The sequence below is a fragment of the Pyrococcus woesei genome (assembly GCF_050496105.1).
Lineage (GTDB): Archaea > Methanobacteriota_B > Thermococci > Thermococcales > Thermococcaceae > Pyrococcus > Pyrococcus furiosus.
Genome location: NZ_CP179867.1, coordinates 1,007,519 through 1,024,394, shown reverse-complemented (window position 1 = coordinate 1,024,394; position 16,876 = coordinate 1,007,519). Strand labels below are relative to the sequence as shown.

The window sequence follows — 16,876 nt, the reverse complement described above, 5'->3', positions numbered from 1 at the left end:
TCTTTTATTGGGGTTAAAGATGACGGTTAAGGTTAAGTTTCCCAAGGACATTCGCGAGTACGCGAGAAAGGAAAAGGTTAAAGACTCACTCATCAAGCTCACCGAAACTGCACTTGCTGAGGCAATTTCAAAGTTTCATCGGAGAATGATTGTGCTTCAGGGAGATACTCTAAACAAGGCTAAGTTGGCGGGAATACTTGCAGGGGGAGCTGCAAGAATTCTTTCCGAATATATTCCAGAGATGTTGGAGAGAAAGCTAAGGGATACGGAGCAGATAGAGGTTCTATATGCCACAGATGCTTTAGGAGAAGATACTTATGGAAGAAAGAGATTTGAAGAGTTTAGGAAGCACTTCTCCCTTTTGGCTCCCACAGCAGAGCTAACTTCCGTAACTTTCAAACACAGTAGAGACATACTGGGGAGAACCTTTGACATTTTAGTTATTGACTTAAGCTATGATTATTCTCCAAACGACCTGGGAAGAATTATAGAAACGGTGAGAGGAGGAGGACTAATATTCGTCCTTACAAATCCCTTCGAAAAGTGGAAGGACATGTGGACGGGCTTTCACAAGAGCCTTGTAACCCCTCCCTACACCATTGAAGACGTGAAAAAGAGGTTTAACAGGAGGTTAATCAGAAAGTTTACGGAGCACAAGGGAATATACATAGTCAATACAGATAGGATGAGCATAGAGAGAAAGCCTGGGAAGTATAGGAGCCAGGCAACTCTCCCTGAAAGGGAAAAAGTCGAGATACCAAAAAATATAAGGTTTCCCAGGGAGCTCTACGAGCTGTGTTTAACTAGAGGTCAAGTTGAAGTTCTAAAGACTTTGGAAGAGTTAATTGAGAAAGAGGGAATGGTGGTTTTAACGGCAGATAGGGGAAGAGGAAAGAGCGTTTCCATAGGAATTGCAAGTGTTGGCCTAGCAGTTTCAAGCAAAAAGAAGAGGTTCAGAATCGTGGTAACAGCTCCAGAGCCAGAGAATGTGCAGAGCCTAATGAAGTTCGCCAAAAAGAGCCTTGAGGTCTTAGGATATAAGACCAAGGTCATAACCGATAATGGACTAATAAAAGAGGTATATGCAAAAGGGATCGGAATAAGGTACTATCCTCCAACAAAGGGGTACAGACAGAGGGCTGAGCTGTATATAGTGGATGAAGCCGCTGGAATTCATGTCCCCATTTTACATAGATACTTAGAGAAGGAAAGAGTTGTTTTCTCATCCACAATCCATGGTTATGAAGGAGCTGGAAGAGGATTTTCAGTGAAGTTCTTGAAGAAGGCAAAAGAGAAGAGGGAATACAAGGAAGTTCACCTATCAACTCCCATTAGGTATGCTGAAGGGGATCCAATCGAGAAGTGGCTCTTTGATGTACTTCTTCTCGATGCAGAGCCTGTAGAGTTAACCGAAGAGGATTACGAGCTCATAAGAAAGATGGAAGTATATTTGGAAGAGCCAGACTTAGATGACTGGTTTGAGAACGATAGAGAGGACTTAAGGCACTTCGTCGGCATCTACGTCTTGGCCCACTACAGGAACAGGCCAAGTGATGTTGCCCTTTTAGCTGACGCCCCTCACCACGAGGCAAGGGTGCTTAGGCTAAAGAACGGAAAGATCGTTACGGCGATTCAGATTGCCAAAGAGGGAGGCATACCGAAGGCTGTGATAGATAAGATGGCCAAGGGGTACAAGCCCCCAGGGAACATCATACCAGACATGATGGTAAAGCACCACTATGCCAAGGAATTTGCAAGGCTCAAGGGGTACAGAGTTGTTAGGATAGCAACTCACCCAGATGCAATGGATATGGGACTTGGAAGCAAGGCTTTGGAGCTTTTAATTAAGGAGGCCGAGGAGAAAGGGTTGGACTGGGTGGGTTCGGGATTTGGAGCAAGTCCAGAGCTGATAAGATTTTGGGTGAGGAATGGGTTTGCCGTGGTTCACCTAAGTCCTACTAGAAATCCCGTAAGTGGTGAATACACTGCCATCGTGATAAAGCCCATCAGTGAGAAGGCCAAAGAAATAGTGAAGAAGGCCAATGAAGAATTTAGGATTAGACTCACGGAGTGGTTAGGGGATACACATAGAGATTTAGAGCCAGAGATTGCAAGATGGCTCTTTGAAAGTCCATTTGGAGAGGCCGTTAACTACCCAATATACCTCACAAAAACGCAGAAGAGGAGACTAGAGATGTTTATAAAGAGAATTTTAACTTACGATACAGTTGTAGATGCCGTAAAACCCCTCGTAAAGCTCTACTTCTTGGATGGATGGATGAGGCCGTATTTGGATGAGCGGCAGATAATGCTTTTGATCCACAGAGTTTTGCAAGCTCATGACTGGAAGGAGACGGCTAAGCTTTTGAATAGGACGGAGATGTATACAATGGTAGAGCTCAGGGACATAGTTAGGGGTCTATGGTACTACTATAAGCATCTCATAAAGGATGAAGAAGGGGAAAAGTGATATAAATACGTTGGCATATTTGTCCAATCGTGAAGAAGGTAATAACTGCATTAATCCTAGCATCGTTAGCTTCAGTAATCTTGGGTGTAGTGTTTGGATCAGTTCGTATTCCACTTAATGACGTTGTTTCTTCTTTATCTTTGCCCACCATATTGAAATATCTTAGGGGGGAAGTCTCAGGAAAAGCATATATCATCCTGGGAATTAGACTTCCCAGAGTCCTTCTGGCCTATCTCGTTGGATTCTCCCTAGCACTGGCAGGAACTGCTACTCAAGCTCTTTTCAAAAATCCCCTTGCAGATCCATACATATTGGGAATCAGTGGAGGGGCCTCTATAGGAGCAGTTATAGCCCTAATATATTGCCCCCACCTCACTGAAGTTTTCGCATTCTTGGGGGCAGTTTTAGCAGTTTATGTGGTATATAATATTGCGAAAGTTGATGGACATGTTCCTGTAGATATACTCCTCCTTGCGGGAATTGCATTTGGGTTCTTCTCACATGCCATAACATCTTACCTCCTTTATCTCAACAAAGATAAGGTTCACCAAGGTCTCAGCTGGCTTTATGGAACATTTTCCTTGGCCTCCTGGGAAAAAGTAGGGATTGCTTTTGTCGTCTCACTCCTTGGTTCATTTCTTTTACTAACCAGCTGGAGAGAGCTAAATCTTCTCCTCCTGGGAGAGGAGAGCATAGCGCTTGGCTTAGACATAAATCTCTATAGGAAGTTCATAATCTTTACAGTAGCCCTACTTACGGGAGTTGCCGTTGCTGAGAGTGGAATAATTGGATTTGTGGGCTTAATAAGTCCCCACGTGATGAGGATGATTGTAGGGCCAAACCACAAAAGGTTACTCCCGACATCTGCACTTTTCGGTGGAACATTAATGGTAATCTCCGACTTACTTTCCAGGACGATAACGGCTCCAGTTGAGATCCCAATAGGTATCGTTACTGCTCTATTTGGAGCACCATTTTTCGCTTACCTCTTAATTAAGAGGAAGAGGGGAGAGCTCTATGCATAAATTAAAAGTCAGTGTTTCATTTTCATATGGAAAGAAAGAGATAGTGAAGAACGTTGAATTTGAAGGTAAGGTAGGAGAGATCATAGCTATTATAGGCCCCAATGGGGCAGGAAAATCAACACTCTTGAAATGCATCGCTGGAATTCTTAAGCCAAGAGGGATTATCGAATATAATGGAATAGACCTAACAAAGTTAAAGCCCAAAGAAAGAGCAAAGATAGTGGCTTATGTTCCTCAATCCTCTTATCCTGAATTCGCCTTTACCGTTGAAGAGTTTGTTGAGCTTGGAACTTATGCAGGAAAGGGAGATGTGGATGAGGCCATAAGAAGAGTCGGATTGTGGGAGAAAAGAAAGGAGTTCATAACAAACCTAAGTGGAGGGGAATATCAATTAACCCTCATTGCACGAGCCCTAGCACAGGGAGGGGACATAATGCTTCTTGATGAGCCCACAAGCCATTTGGACATAAACCACACTAGAGAGATAATGGAAATCCTTCAAGAGCTCAAAAAAGAGAAACTCATCATAGCTGTTTTTCATGACCTCAACCTGGCCATTAATTATGCCGACGAAATTATTGTTTTGAAAAATGGAGAAACAGCGTGGAAGGGAAAGTCAAAAGAAATATCCGAGGAAGTTATTGAGGCGACTTACGGAATAAAGCCTAGGATTGTAAGAGAGGATGGGATAGTTGCCGTGCTCCCATAACCTTATTAAGCCCCACCGCTAGGTAAGAACATGAAAAAGTTCAGGTTCTTTGTTAGTGGAATGCCTGGAGTTGGAAAGACAACACTAGCTAAAAGAATAGCCGACGAGATTAAGAGAGAGGGATTTAAAGTTGGGGGGATAATAACTCAGGAAATTAGAAGTGGAGCAAGAAGGAGTGGATTTAGAGTTATAGCACTAGATACTGGCGAGATAGGAAGGCTTGCATATGTTGGTCAAGGATATCCTAGGCTGGGAAGGTATGTCATAGATGTCGAGAGTTTCGAAAAAGTAGCAATTCCAGCAATTTCAAGGGCTCTTAGAGAGGGGGATCTAATAGTTATAGATGAAATTGGCCCAATGGAGTTTAAGAGCAACGAATTCCTCAAAGCCCTTGGGCTAGTACTTAGGAGTGAAAAACCCCTATTAGCTACCGTTCACAGAAGGTTCGTTGAAAGGTACAGGCCACTTGGTGAATATTATTGGCTAACTCCTGAAAATAGAGAGGCTGTATTTTCCGAAATACTTGTAAAAATAAAAGAACTGCTTAGGGAAAATGAGAACGCAGGTAATAAAGCCCAGGATTAGGGAAATTTTATCAAAAGAGCTCCCTGAAGAGCTCATTAAGTTGTTACCAAAGAGGTGGGTTAAGATAGGGGACGTTCTTTTACTCCCCCTAAGGCCAGAGCTAGAGCCCTATAAGTATAAGATAGCCAAAGCTTATGCAGAAGTTCTCGAAGTTAAGACTGTGTTAAGGAAAGGCCACATTTACGGAGAAACTAGAAAGCCAGATTATGAAATTCTTTATGGAAGCGACACGATAACGATTCACGTAGAAAATGGCATCAAGTACAAGTTAGATGTTGCCAGAATAATGTTCTCTCCAGCAAACGTCAAAGAGAGAGTTAGAATGGCCAAAGTTGCAAAACCTAACGAATTGGTTGTAGATATGTTTGCGGGCATAGGACATTTGAGCCTTCCAATAGCAGTCTATGGGAAGGCCAGAGTTATAGCGATAGAGAAGGACCCATATACGTTTAAATTCTTAGTTGAGAACATTCACCTAAACAAAGTGGAAGACAGAATGTCGGCATATAACATGGACAACAGAGACTTCCCAGGAGTGGACATAGCTGATAGGATATTAATGGGATATGTTGTTAGAACTCACGAGTTCATACCAAAGGCTCTAAGCATAGCTAAAGACGAAGCAATAATACACTACCACAATACAGTTCCAGAGAGGTTAATGCCGAAAGAACCCTTTGAGACATTCAAAAGGATTGCAAAAGAACATGGTTATGAAGTGGAGAAACTGAACGAGTTAAGGATAAAGAGGTATGCTCCAGGAGTCTGGCATGTTGTCCTCGATCTTAGAGTTTTCAAAAGGTGATAAAATGACGGTGTTCATCCTAAATGGAGAAGAGCCAAATCAAGAAGGGGTAAGGTACGTGGCCAAGCTATTGAAGAGGGAGAAGCTTGTGGAAGATATACACTTCTCCACGATAGATGAGATTCCTCTAGACAATTCCTACGTTCTCGGTGACCATTCTGGAACGTATTTTATTTTAAAGAAGATAAAGCCAAATGCCCTAATTAGCTTAGACGCACATACTGACTTAATGCAGGATTACTTCGATCATGCCTCTTGGCTTGCGTATGCGTTGAAAGACAACATCATAAAAAGAGCATCAGTAATAGGTGCTGTTCTAATGATTCCCACAACTTCCGGAACTAAACTTTGGAAGAGGGGAGTAAAGGTATTTCCAGCATTGCCTAGAACCAAAAAAATAAGAGGCAAATGGAAAGCTTACACAAACCTTGAGCAACACGGCGTTGAAAGAGTCCTCAAAGAGACAAGAGAATTTCTTGGAAAAGAAATTTACCTTTCAATAGATTTAGATGTCCTAAGTCCTGAATATAGAATAGCTCGATTTCAGCATGGGGAGCTAACTCTTAGGGAGCTCCTAGACATAATAGAGGCAATTAAGAAGAACTTCAAGATCATAGCATTTGACGTAGCTGAAATCTCATTTAGAGTAGCAAAGTCCAAATATGGGAGAAGAGCTATAATTGAGGTGTTCTCTTCCTTAAAGGAGGTGTTTGAATGATAACAGATGAGGAAATTAGAAAAGTAATCGCCCCACTTCTTCTCTCAGGAGCAAAAATGCTAGATAAGCATTGTCCAAAGTGTGGCTCACCGCTCTTTGAAAAAGATGGAAAGGTGTTTTGTCCAGTCTGTGAGTATAGGGAAAAGCAGAAAAAAGAAAAGGTTAAGGGAGTTGAGGAAAAGTTAACAGAGAAGTTAACCCAGTTGGCAAATTCCCTTCCTGAGGACATCGACGAGCTTGAGAAATACTTAAAGATTATGGGGAAGATAATTGAAGTGTTGGAGAAATACAGAAGACTGGAGGGAGGAAGATGAAGAGTGCAAAAGTTTTAAAAGCCCTCGAGAATGGGCCAAGAACAGTTGAAGAGATCGTCAAAGAGACGGGAATCAGAGATATGGAAGTTAGGAGGTATCTTCTTAGATTTATGGAACAGGGGAAAGTTGAAAGCTTTCAAAAGGATGGGAAATTATTCTGGAAGCTAAAGGAAAAAAATGAGCTCGAAGAAGAGTTCAAGTATCTGTAATTCTGCTTCTCTAACTTCCTATTATGAGGTGAGCTTATCAGTGAGGGTTTTATTACTCTTGAAGCATACCTTTTCTGAAAACTTAAAAAATAGAAAATAGAACATCAAACCTTCTCAGCCTTCTCCCAGTATTCGTTGAACTTCTCTTTGAAGAGAGCTACAACTCTGTGATCCTTAATCCAAACCTGGGTCTCATAGTTGAAGTATCTAGCTGCCAAGTCCTCCAGTGCAAAGAATACCTCTTCATCACAGATCAGCATTGGAAGATCAAACTTATCAAGTGCCCTCAGCTCGAGCTTACCCTCTTTTGCATAGTCAATGATCTTGGAGGCCTTTAGCCTTGGAAGTAAGTTCTTTGTTAGAAGGATCTTTGTCTTAACTCCTCTGTCAACTGCCTTTATTATGTCATCTTCAAGGTTAACTGCTATGAATCCATCGTCTGCCAATAGTATTTCATTTTGAGCTTCTTCCAGCATTTCTTTGGTCTTTAATGTTGAGTTCTTAATTCCTCTAACCACCCAAACTCTCTCAACTCCGTACTTTGGAACCTCTGTCTCTATTAGTGGGGCCATTAATTCAAGGAGTTCCTCCTTAGCTTTCTTCTTAGCCTCAAGTTCTTCCTTAACCCTCTCTTGCCAGTCCTGGATGAACTTTTCAAGAACGTTTGCTAGGTGAACTGGCCTGTACTTGTTTGTCTTTCCTGGTTGAGTCATGGCAAATCCTTTCTTTTCTAAACTCCTAAGTACATCGTAAGTTCTTGGCGCTGGAACTTCCGAAACACTTGCTAATTCTGCTGGAGTAAGAACACCAAACGCTACTAAGGCAACATATGCTCTAGCCTCGTATAAGTTCAACTCAAAGTGTTCTTGTAATAGTTCTACCATTCTATCTTTGCTCATCCTTACCACCACCACAAACTTGTCAATTTGTTATATGGCGTAAGATTATATAAGCTTTTCTTTTACATGGAGGAAAATCACATACTTCTTATATTTTTATTGAAGTTGCATAGATATGCATTATAATTAAACTTAAAAAGATTTTCTTCACCACAAATAGATCTCAGAAAAATTGTTATAGAAGGAGGTAAAGTAAATAAACAACTGTCCCTTCAAGATTTAACGTATCTTAAGATTTCCTCATAGAGTTCATTGAGAACTTCTTGATAGTTTGCCTTCGCCTCCTCCACCATATCCATTAACTTTTCTAGCTGTCTTGTTCTCTCTTCACTAACGAGGTCTTTGTATTTAGACACAAGGTAGTGATATACTTTTATTCCCTTCTCCGTTGGAACTAATTTCTTCTTACTCTTTGTTTCAATAACGTATCCCCTCTGTAATAGGGTTTGCACAATCTTCGCATAAGTTGATGGTCTACCAATTCCCCTCTCTTTCATTAATGCTATAACGTCACCCTGGGTATAAAGTGAAACTTTTGGAGCTCTCCATTTTCTAATTTCAGTGACCTTCAATATTTGGTCTTTTTCTAGCCTTGGAAGTTTCTTCAGTGGAAGAGGCTTAATTCTAGACCATCCATCATATATAACATCAATGTATCCCTCTATTTCAACCTCTCCATAAGGAGTTCCAATAACTGCTCTTTCATACAAAACCTTGGCAGGCTTCATTTGACTAGCCATGAATCTCCTGAATATGAGATCATAAAGCTTAAAGTGATCTTTTGTTAAGTTTCTGGGCAATGTTATTATTCCATCTCTAATGAGCTGGATCAATCTTCCAGTATCTATTGGTCTAGTGGGTCTTATCGCTTCGTGAGCTCCTTCTTCTCCCCACTTTCTCGGAGCAAAGTATTCTTCCCCAATTTCCTGGGTTATGTATTCTTTTGCTATCTCAATTCCAGTGTTACTCACATGTATACTGTCAGTTCTGTGATAAGTTGTCAAACCTAGTTCGAAGAGATCTTGAGCTAATTGCATTGTGTGAGTTGCTGAGAACCCCAGGAACCTAGATGCATCTTGTAGCATGGCATCTGTGGTGTAGGGAGGAAGTGGATTAATCTCTCTCTCCTCAATTGTTACTTCCTTAACGTAAACTTCCTGAACATCTCCAGAGACTCCCTCCAGGATTATAGTTATATCATTCTCTAACGTAAGTCCCAGGAAGTCAGTTTCACTCTCCGTAAACTCCTTATATCTTTGGACAATCCAACCAAGAACTGGAGTCTGAACTCTTCCAGCCGATAAGTTGTAGTTCTCAAACACTTCCCATAACTTTTGGCTAAGCTCAAATCCAATCCACCTATCTTCTATCCTTCTCACAAGTTGGGCATTGACTCTATCTTCGTTTATATCCCTGGCCTCGTTGATGGCTCTTAGGATTGCAGGTCTTGTAACCTCGTGAAATTCTATTCTCTTAATCACGGGGGCATAAGGTGAGAGAACGTTCCTAATGTCCCAAGCTATCTTCTCTCCCTCTGTATCTGGATCCGTACCAATTAATATTTCATCAACTTCCTGGGCAAGATCTCTCATTGCCTTTACATTCTCTAGGGCATCGTAAACGTTCCTGCTTCCACATCTTGGACAAACCCCTTTCTCCTCCCAATCTACGAATTGATGGCCACAGTCTCTACACCTTTTTATAGTGTCGTAGACTGGGACAAAGTATCTTTTACCCCCCTTTTCTAGAAGAAGAACTCCGTGATATCCTTCAGTAGTGACTAGATCAAACATATGTCCTCCACTTGCTAGAATCGTCAACATTTTGTCTCCAATGGAAACTTCATATGCAACTAAATCACCAATTCTTCTTTTACTTGGCTGGCCAAAGAAGTTAGCTATTGTCCTGGCCTTGTTGGGGCTCTCCACAATCATTAGTGCAGACTTAACAAGGTCTTTAACCTGTTCACTTATCTTGCCTTCTAAGACTAACCTAACTTTTTCCCTATCCCTATCAATTTCCTTAAGGACTTCTTCTATGTTTATCTCGCCAAGAGGCTTTATCTCGAACTCAACAAATCTCCATCTCATCTGCCTTATAAGTCCGTTGAACACTTTCTGATCGTCTACCAATATGACGCTAAGACCCTTGGTAATGCCCCCCGCAAAGAGTCTAGATGTCCTGCCGCTGGCCTGAATATAAGTTCTTACATCTGGTATCTCAATGTACCACTTACCTTCTATCTGCTTGAGACTTAAGAATGGATTTTCTGCTATTTTCTTTAGGACTTCTTCATCCTTTAATGCCTCTCTTAAGAATTCAACAGCCTGCTTAAATACCTCTAACACATGATTGTAAAATCCTTCTAGTTCTAGTCCCTCTGCAAGGGCTTCCTCTATTTTCATCAGTTCATATTGCGGAATGTTCCTTATTAGACGCCTAAGCCTTGCATATAATTTCTCCCCTTCTGTTCTCTTTTCTTCAGGTAAAAACTCCAGTATTTCACTCATTAATCCGAGGACTCTATATATTGTGGGTTGCTCTAAATCGAGGGAGAACCTGAATTTTGGCACTCCTGTAAAGATTGCAAACCTCACTAAATGAGGCAGATCAAGACCTCTCACAATTGTCCCATAATATGTGGCCACTCCAACGAGATAATCGACTTCTTCTTTTTCGAAAAGTTCTAGTCCTTTCTTGTCTCTAGCTGAGACAAGCTCAACTTTAAATCCTTTGGACTTTAGGTAATTTGTAAGTTGTTCGGCATACTCAATTCCCTTATCAATTGGAACGAAAATCAAGCCACCTCTTCCAAGGGTCTTTAGTAGTTCTTCGACATGTTCCTCCATGCTTTTCTCGGGAATAATGTAAGTGTCAACAATATTTCTCAGAACGCTCCTTCCACTTCCGACTTCAAATCCAAGGAGCTCTCTGTATAGTTTTATTCTATCTCCCCTGGCACTTCCCGTAGCAGACGCAACGATCAAGATTCCTATTTTATTTTCTTTCTTGTACCTTTCAATTTCTCTCTCAAGTCTTTCTATCTCCCTATTTAACTTTTCCACTTCTTCATTACCACTTTCATTTTGAAGAAGCTTGGCGAGTTGTTTCTTGAGCTTTATAATTTCCCAGGCCTTTTTGATTATCTCTTCATTAAATCCAAGCATCATTAAAGAGCGGTCAATGTTTTTGCTTGCCTTAAGAAATGCATCCACATCGTCAACAAACATGAAGTCTATACGCTTATCCTTTAGCAATTCATCAAACCTTGTGGCCAAGAATTGGCTTGAAGTTACCAAGATATCAAAGTTTCCTGATTTTATTTTTTCGAGGGCTTCATCTTTTTCTTTCTTCTTTAGGTTTCCATGGTAATAAACGAGGTTAACTTTAACTTCCGCTTTTTCCATCATCGCTTTAATTTTCTTTACAGTTTGGACAACTAGAGGAGTTGTAGGAACTACGATATAACTCTTCTTTCCTTTTAATGCAAAGTAAATGGACATAAAAGCTCCGAAGGTACTCTTACCCATTCCTGTTGGAGCTATAATAGAAAAGCTCTTTCCTTTTATTATTCTCTTCACCCAGGAGCGCTGGGCGCTCCAAAATGTAAATCCAGTTGCCTTTTTAAAGAGTTCTTCAATTTCTTTAACTTCTTTGTTAAGAGCATAAATTTCCTCCCACTCTTTAAGCACTCCCTTTAATTTGAGAGCCTTCCTAATGGCAGTTACAAGTTGAAAGTAATCATCCATACTTATTGGTTCATCCAAACATGCATCACAGGGATTTTTTGCTGCAAGTCTTTCATCAGTTATTGCCCCTCTACAATTGGGACACATATCCCTATATATTGCCTTCATAATGCTCTCCCTCTAAGTCTAAGTTCACTACTTTTGTTCTTAAAAAGGTTTCTAGCTCCCCGTATTTTAGAAATAAGCTATTTCTATCTCTTTTTCTTAATAGTATTATATTCCTTGCAATTCATATCTAGACATATCTCCCATTCTCTTCCATCTTTTTCTCGAATTATAACTACCGGGGCACCGTTACAACAAGTTTTATTGGTTGGTATAATCTCCCCTCTCTGAAGAATCGGGTATGTAACATTACATTTTGGCCAATTAGAACAACCTACAAACCTCTTCCCAGTCTTTTCGTTATACTTAACAATTAAGTCTCCTCCACACTTGGGGCACTTCCCTACAATTAATGGAGGCTTCTCTTCCCCAACTACAATCTTTGCCAGTTCAAGACCTATTTCAAGCTCCTTCTTTTTGAACTCTTCAAGTATTTTTGTAAGCCTAATTTTGGCTTCCTCTATTACTTCCTCTTTTGTTAGTTTACCTTCCATGATTAGTTCCATCTTCTTTTCAAATTCTCTAGTCAACTCAACACTTATTATTTCTGGAACGTACTTTTCTAGAGTTTCTATAACTTTCATTCCTAGGGGAGTTACCTTTATCGATTTCTTTCCTTCTATATATCCTCTCTGATATAGGGTCTCAAGTATTTGGGCTCTTGTGGCCTTGGTGCCCAATCCCAAATCTTCCATCTTTTTAATGACTGCAGCGGGGGAGTATCTAGCGGGGGGCTTCGTCTTTTTCTTTTCTCTCTTTACTTGAAGGACTTTAATTCTCTCACCGATGAAGAATGTTGGAAGTGTAACTTCATCGAACTTAACATACTTTCCATACACCCTCAGCCAGCCTTCTTTAACCGTTCTTCCTCCAGAAATGAAGAACTTGTGCTTTCCTGCAGAAATTGTGACTTTAACGGTTTCTCTAACTGCTGGCTCCATAAATACCGCTAAGAATCTTCTAACAATCATGTCATAAAGCAGAGCTTCATCTTTAGTTAAATCTCCAGGCCTGGGAATTTCACCCGTTGGATAAATGGCCGGATGGGCAGGATCCTCCTTTTTTCCTTCTACCGGCTTAAGTTCGGGCATTCCCAGGAGTAGGTGTGCATAAGGCCTGTACTCTGGAATTCTCGCTAAGTTCTGAATGATAAACTTATAGTTTAGATTCTTGGGGAGCTTTTGGCTTTCTGTCCTGGGATAAGAACAGTTGTGAACCGCAATTCCATTGGCTATGAAGTTGTGGTAATTTTCAACTACAAGATCATAGACCTTCCCCTTATAGTGGAATTTCTCTATTGACTTTATTCCAATAATGTAGATATCCCCTCCAAGTATTCTTGGAAAGTCATAACTTCTTTCGTCAAAATCAGTGAATACAGGAACTTGTGAAGTTTCTACATATAATTTTCTCCGGCTAAACTTTCCAAGAAGTTCTCTAAAGCGTTGTAGATCTTCCAGGTGAACCTTAAGTTTGTTATCTTCAATCTTTGCTCTTATACCCAAAAGCTGTAGGTAAACTTTAATTTTGTAAAGAGCCTCCAAAGTTAAGCCCTCAAGTAAAGTTGCGTCGTAGTATCCAGCCAAAAAAGCCTTTAGCCACTCAGTATTGTTTATTATTCCATAAACTTCTGGAACACGTGGAGTATAATGAATTAGGTGCAGTAATCTAACAAATGATTTGTTACTTAAAACAATTCCTTCTTCTGTTTCAATTAAATCAATGTTTAAAGATTTTGTTAAACCAACAATTTCTTTTGTTCTAGAGCTGATTACAACTCCATTACCTTTGATCTCTCCTCCCTTTCCTGCTAAATATCCAATGAGGTACCACAACTCATCTCTTAACATCACTTTACCAAAGTTATTGTGTGAAAATCCGACCACTGCAATGTCTTTTATTTCCCCCCTCTCCACAAGCATTTTTAAGGAATGCAACGATAGTGTTTCACCATTCTCTAGAATTGCATAATCCTCCTGGGAATCAGTTATCTCAAGTAAAAGATCCAAAAATCCATAATTATCTCTGGCAGATTTATTAAGGACTAAAACCACATGATCAGTTTCTCTAAGCTTATCAGCGGGTACAAAAGCCAAATTACCCTCTCTGTACACTAAAACTGGATGATCTGCTGTTAAATACAACTCCGTCCCGTCAAGAAGTGTAACTTTATACATTTGCTCATCTGCATCACGCTCGAGAAGCCTATACTTTGCTTTTGACAACTTTAGATTAAAGTCCAAAGCAAAGACTTCCCCCTCTCGAGACAACTCTTTAATTTTCCTAACCCCCTGGGAAGTTAAGATCAAGGTGTCCGGGTGAAGGCAGAATCCCTTTTCATAAAGACTCTGAGCTATATCTAAGGTTTTCTTTGGTGAAAACCCAAAGGCGGAATAGGCTTCCCTTTGAAGAGTTCCCAGGTCGAAGGGAACAGGGGGATTCCTATTTTGTTGTTTAACTTCAATATTTGTTACCCTTGCAGGGGCCTTTTTTACCTCTAATACAATTCTTTTTGCTTCATTTTCATCCCAAATCTTATCCTTTTCGTAGTTTGCCGTGTACTTTTTCCCATTCTTTTCAAATATCAGCTTTATGACCCAATAAGGTTGGGGAACAAAGCTTTGAATTTCCCTTTCTCTATCAACTAAGAACTTGAGCGTTGGTCCTTGTACCCTTCCAGTACTAAGGACAACCCACTTTCCACTCGCCCTCTTTATTGCATGGGTTAACGCCCTTGATAGGTTAACCCCCCAGTACCAGTCCAAAATATGCCTGGCAATACCAGCATTTGCCATTCCAAAGTTTATAGTTGGCTCAAGATTGTACCATGCTTTGATTAAGTCCCTCTTAGTTAATGCAGAAAATTTCATTCTTTTAGCAACCCCAGGATCCACGCCACAGGCATACTTCAATGCAGTATAACCAATGACCTCTCCTTCAGTATCATAGTCACAGGCAACAATAAATTCTCTAACCCTTTTGGATAGGACTGAAAGCAACTTAATGTAATCTTTTGCATATTCTTTTCCTTTTTCAGCTATGTAAACAGGAACCCATTCCACATCAAATATCGGATATCCAAAAAAGTCATTTTTGGGGGCTAAACCGTATAAATGACCAACTGCTGAGGCAACTATGAGTCTTTTTCCATCCCTAATTAACTCGTAGTAGGGAACTCCAAAGAGAGTTTTCTTAATAGGCTTCACCTCAGCTAGTGCCATTGCTATTTTTCTAGCAACGTTTGGCTTCTCTGCAATAACGAGGATCATTGTCCCTCCTCCTCAGCTTTTCTCACTAACTCTTTAATTCTCTCAATCTTGTATTCTTCAATAACTCTGAGAACACTTTCAAGTTCTTTTTCTCTCTTTTCTTCCTCCCATTCTTCAATCCTCTTCTTGATAGCAGTCTCAAGTTCATCTCTTTTAACAACGGCAAATTCATCTAACCAAATAACTTCAATGTCAGTATTCTCAAGCAGAACAGGAATTCTTTCTTCCATTAGGAGTTCATATATTGAAAATGGAAGATTTGCCCGAGAAATAATAGCTCTTGGTCTTTTGCTCACTAAGTATTCCCCAAGTTTCTTTCCGGCTCCTGCCGGGTTTATTATGTACAGTATATCCCCCTTTTTAATCTCAAATTCTTTTTCCGCTTTTTCCAGTCCCTTCCATGTTAATTCTTCTATGATCTTAAGCGGATAAACCTTACCGCTGAGCTCCAACCACCGCATTTTTCTCATTTGAGCTAGCTTCTTTGCCAAAATCTCAACTTTTTCCTTTTCTTCTTTTAATTTCTTTTCTAACATTGCAATTCTTTCATCTCTTGCCTTAATTTCTCTCTCCTTTAGAATGCGCGCTCTAATATTTTCATCAAATTCCTCAAGCTTTCTTTCAAGCTTTTCTATTATTTTTCTTTGCTCTTCTATTATAGCTCTCAACTCTTTGTTTTCTCTTTCAAGTTCTGCTATTGTCTTCGTTAGCTCCTTTATTTTCTCCATATATGGAGTTACATCAACTTCGCTTACTTCCTTCTCTTTTGGTTTCTCCATTCTCGGCTTTTCTTGGAATTTCACTTTCATAATGGCCTCTCCTAGGCTATAACCAGATAGAACTAGTGCTTTTATCTCATTTCTCTTTGTCCATAAGCCACTTTCTTTGAGTCTGGCCTCAATGTGTTCAAGTTTTGGTTTATATCTTAGATAAGCCTTATATGCTGCTGCTAGGGCATCTCTTTGATGATCATCATCAACTGTAATTCCAAGATTCCTTAGAAGCTCGTTTTTCTCTTCAACTTTTAAGCTCTCCCTGGGAACAAAGAGTTGAGCTTTAAATGATCTTGCAATTTTCTCAACAAGTCCTGGGGCAGGATTTACGTCAGTGGCTATAATTATAGGATGTCCTAGCTCGCTGATGAACCTAACTATTTCGCTCAAAGCCATATTTTTTTCACTGTAGACTGCTACTACATTACCATCTAAATCCACAGCAGCTATTCCAACCGTTATTCCTGGATCAAGTCCAACTATTATGCTCTTCCTCTTCTCAATTTCAACTTCTGCTTTAAGTGGTACGAACTCAAGTGTTTTTCTCTCAACGGGAGTTATCCTAATCTCTACGTCTCCCCCTCTCATGGGCCGAACAAGGCCTGCAAGCTCCTCCCTACTCGCATAAACTTTGAATTCCCCTTTGGATACCCCATAATCTCTTTCTTCAATTTCCAAGTCAAAAGGTATGTCTGCTCTCCTGAGAATATCCTCTATTTGCCTAACTTTGGCCTGAACCAAGTTATAAACTCTTCTTCTGTATCTATCCTGACTCCATCCACCCTTTCCCTGGCTCCTACCTCTCGTAACAGTTATTAGGACTTCATCTTCAAATGCTAACACTTCATATCCAACGCCTTTAGAGGCAAGGAGGGCAGAAATCTTTGCTTCTTCGAATGGATCAAACTTATCTCCTCCAGTCCGAATTCCATACTCTCTCGCCAATGACCAGAGAGATTTTTGCTCACCCGGTTTTCCAGTAACTTGTACAAGTTTAGTACCTTCAGGAAGAGACCTTAAGAAAAATTTCAAGTCTTCTCCAAGTTCAGTTATACTATCCATTGCAACTATGTCTGGCTTTTTAGTTCTAATGTATCGAATGAGCCTTGGTAGTGTAAATTCTCCTTTTCTCTCCAATTTACCATTAAACCAAATTACAACAGCAAACTTTTTTGGATTCTCACTTACAATATCAATTCCCATAATTAAGATATTCCACCACCCCGCATCATGAGGTGATAAGAAT

General features: G+C 40.2%; 12 protein-coding genes. 8 read left to right on the top strand and 4 right to left on the bottom strand.

The window, feature by feature from the left end; all coding sequences use genetic code 11:
* Positions 1-19 precede the first annotated feature (19 nt).
* Genes ACMFNG_RS05610 through ACMFNG_RS05575 form a run of 8 tightly spaced genes read left to right on the top strand, consistent with a single transcriptional unit; the run spans position 20 to position 6,835 of the window.
* Positions 20-2,470, top strand: coding sequence for a tRNA(Met) cytidine acetyltransferase TmcA (locus tag ACMFNG_RS05610; protein WP_011011621.1), 2,451 nt, complete (start codon positions 20-22; stop codon positions 2,468-2,470).
* A 29-nt stretch (positions 2,471-2,499) separates the two neighbouring features.
* Entirely contained in the window at positions 2,500-3,495 is a 996-nt protein-coding gene (locus ACMFNG_RS05605; protein WP_011011620.1) for a FecCD family ABC transporter permease, read from the top strand.
* Positions 3,488-4,204, top strand: a complete 717-nt coding sequence (locus ACMFNG_RS05600; protein ID WP_430515094.1) for an ABC transporter ATP-binding protein — start codon at positions 3,488-3,490, stop codon at positions 4,202-4,204. The genes ACMFNG_RS05605 and ACMFNG_RS05600 overlap by 8 nt, the downstream gene beginning before the upstream one ends.
* 30 nt (positions 4,205-4,234) lie before the next feature.
* Positions 4,235-4,789 (top strand): NTPase, encoded by a 555-nt coding sequence (locus ACMFNG_RS05595; protein WP_011011618.1) that lies wholly within the window; start codon positions 4,235-4,237, stop codon positions 4,787-4,789.
* Positions 4,758-5,594, top strand: coding sequence for a tRNA(Phe) (4-demethylwyosine(37)-C(7)) aminocarboxypropyltransferase Taw2 (taw2, locus tag ACMFNG_RS05590; protein WP_011011617.1), 837 nt, complete (start codon positions 4,758-4,760; stop codon positions 5,592-5,594). The genes ACMFNG_RS05595 and taw2 overlap by 32 nt, the downstream gene beginning before the upstream one ends.
* 4 nt (positions 5,595-5,598) lie before the next feature.
* Entirely contained in the window at positions 5,599-6,312 is a 714-nt protein-coding gene (locus tag ACMFNG_RS05585; RefSeq protein WP_011011616.1) for an arginase family protein, read from the top strand.
* The gene (locus tag ACMFNG_RS05580; RefSeq protein ID WP_011011615.1) at positions 6,309-6,626 is read left to right on the top strand and encodes an Sjogren's syndrome/scleroderma autoantigen 1 family protein; all 318 of its coding nucleotides are present in this window, start codon (positions 6,309-6,311) and stop codon (positions 6,624-6,626) included. The genes ACMFNG_RS05585 and ACMFNG_RS05580 overlap by 4 nt, the downstream gene beginning before the upstream one ends.
* Positions 6,623-6,835, top strand: coding sequence for an ArsR family transcriptional regulator (locus ACMFNG_RS05575; RefSeq protein ID WP_011011614.1), 213 nt, complete (start codon positions 6,623-6,625; stop codon positions 6,833-6,835). The genes ACMFNG_RS05580 and ACMFNG_RS05575 overlap by 4 nt, the downstream gene beginning before the upstream one ends.
* 104 nt (positions 6,836-6,939) lie before the next feature.
* Here the strand turns inward: ACMFNG_RS05575 and trmBL2 are convergent, their stop codons facing one another.
* The 4 genes from trmBL2 to ACMFNG_RS05555 form a co-directional block, all read right to left on the bottom strand.
* Entirely contained in the window at positions 6,940-7,734 is a 795-nt protein-coding gene (gene trmBL2, locus ACMFNG_RS05570; protein WP_430515093.1) for an HTH-type transcriptional regulator TrmBL2, read from the bottom strand.
* 212 nt (positions 7,735-7,946) lie between these two features.
* Positions 7,947-11,591, bottom strand: coding sequence for a reverse gyrase (gene rgy, locus ACMFNG_RS05565; RefSeq protein WP_011011612.1), 3,645 nt, complete (start codon positions 11,589-11,591; stop codon positions 7,947-7,949).
* A gap of 83 nt (positions 11,592-11,674) precedes the next feature.
* Positions 11,675-14,857: a DNA topoisomerase I gene (gene topA / locus ACMFNG_RS05560; RefSeq protein ID WP_011011611.1), complete on the bottom strand. Its 3,183-nt coding sequence runs from the start codon at positions 14,855-14,857 to the stop codon at positions 11,675-11,677.
* Positions 14,854-16,833, bottom strand: a complete 1,980-nt coding sequence (locus ACMFNG_RS05555; protein ID WP_011011610.1) for a DUF460 domain-containing protein — start codon at positions 16,831-16,833, stop codon at positions 14,854-14,856. The genes topA and ACMFNG_RS05555 overlap by 4 nt, the downstream gene beginning before the upstream one ends.
* Between the last annotated feature and the right edge of the window lie 43 nt (positions 16,834-16,876).

Excerpts from the sequence above, each read along its gene's own strand:
- ACMFNG_RS05610 (WP_011011621.1), top strand. The coding sequence starts at position 20 with ATGACGGTTAAGGTTAAGTTTCCCAAGGACATTCGCGAGTACGCGAGA.
- ACMFNG_RS05600 (WP_430515094.1), top strand. The coding sequence starts at position 3,488 with ATGCATAAATTAAAAGTCAGTGTTTCATTTTCATATGGAAAGAAAGAG.
- ACMFNG_RS05595 (WP_011011618.1), top strand. The coding sequence starts at position 4,235 with ATGAAAAAGTTCAGGTTCTTTGTTAGTGGAATGCCTGGAGTTGGAAAG.
- taw2 (WP_011011617.1), top strand. The coding sequence starts at position 4,758 with ATGAGAACGCAGGTAATAAAGCCCAGGATTAGGGAAATTTTATCAAAA.
- ACMFNG_RS05585 (WP_011011616.1), top strand. The coding sequence starts at position 5,599 with ATGACGGTGTTCATCCTAAATGGAGAAGAGCCAAATCAAGAAGGGGTA.
- ACMFNG_RS05580 (WP_011011615.1), top strand. The coding sequence starts at position 6,309 with ATGATAACAGATGAGGAAATTAGAAAAGTAATCGCCCCACTTCTTCTC.
- ACMFNG_RS05575 (WP_011011614.1), top strand. The coding sequence starts at position 6,623 with ATGAAGAGTGCAAAAGTTTTAAAAGCCCTCGAGAATGGGCCAAGAACA.
- trmBL2 (WP_430515093.1), bottom strand. The coding sequence starts at position 7,734 with ATGAGCAAAGATAGAATGGTAGAACTATTACAAGAACACTTTGAGTTG.
- rgy (WP_011011612.1), bottom strand. The coding sequence starts at position 11,591 with ATGAAGGCAATATATAGGGATATGTGTCCCAATTGTAGAGGGGCAATA.
- topA (WP_011011611.1), bottom strand. The coding sequence starts at position 14,857 with ATGATCCTCGTTATTGCAGAGAAGCCAAACGTTGCTAGAAAAATAGCA.
- ACMFNG_RS05555 (WP_011011610.1), bottom strand. The coding sequence starts at position 16,833 with ATGGGAATTGATATTGTAAGTGAGAATCCAAAAAAGTTTGCTGTTGTA.